Source organism: Streptomyces actuosus (genome assembly GCF_016921115.1).
GTDB classification, from domain to species: Bacteria; Actinomycetota; Actinomycetes; order Streptomycetales; family Streptomycetaceae; genus Streptomyces; species Streptomyces actuosus_A.
This window is the reverse complement of the sequence record NZ_JAFFZS010000220.1, coordinates 1-443: the sequence shown is the minus strand read 5'-3', so window position 1 is coordinate 443 and position 443 is coordinate 1. Positions and strand designations below refer to the sequence as shown.

At 55.8% G+C, this 443-nt stretch carries 1 protein-coding gene; it reads left to right on the top strand.

Going from position 1 to position 443, the window contains the following annotated elements; genetic code table 11:
* Positions 1 to 17: 17 nt before the first annotated feature.
* Positions 18 to 443: glycoside hydrolase family 3 protein (locus JS756_RS39130; protein ID WP_498063056.1), on the top strand; the 426-nt coding region annotated here is incomplete at its 3' end.

Sequence of the window (443 nt, the reverse complement as noted above, 5' to 3'; positions counted from 1 at the left end):
CCGTCACCCCCTTCTATATCGATAGTCCGATCCAAGCCTTGGAATCCCGCGCGCGCAAGGAGGGAACACAACTGTTCTGGGACCTTGAAAATTCTGATAACACCGTTCCAGGGGCAACAGACGCTTGTCTAGTTTTCACCAACGCCTATTCGTCCGAGGGTGTCGACCGTCCAGCTCTTCGCGACGACTACTCGGACGCATTGGTGAAGAACATCGCTGGGAAATGCGAAAACACAATTGTCGTGATTCACAATGCCGGAATCCGTCTCGTCGACCAATGGATCGACCATTCCAACGTCACCGCCGTGGTTCTCGCGCAGCTCCCAGGCCAAGACTCGGGTGAGGCCATCACTCGCATCCTGTACGGTGATGTGAGCCCTAGTGGAAAACTTCCCTACACCATTGCCCGCAACGAGTCCGACTACGGGCATCTCCTTGCACCC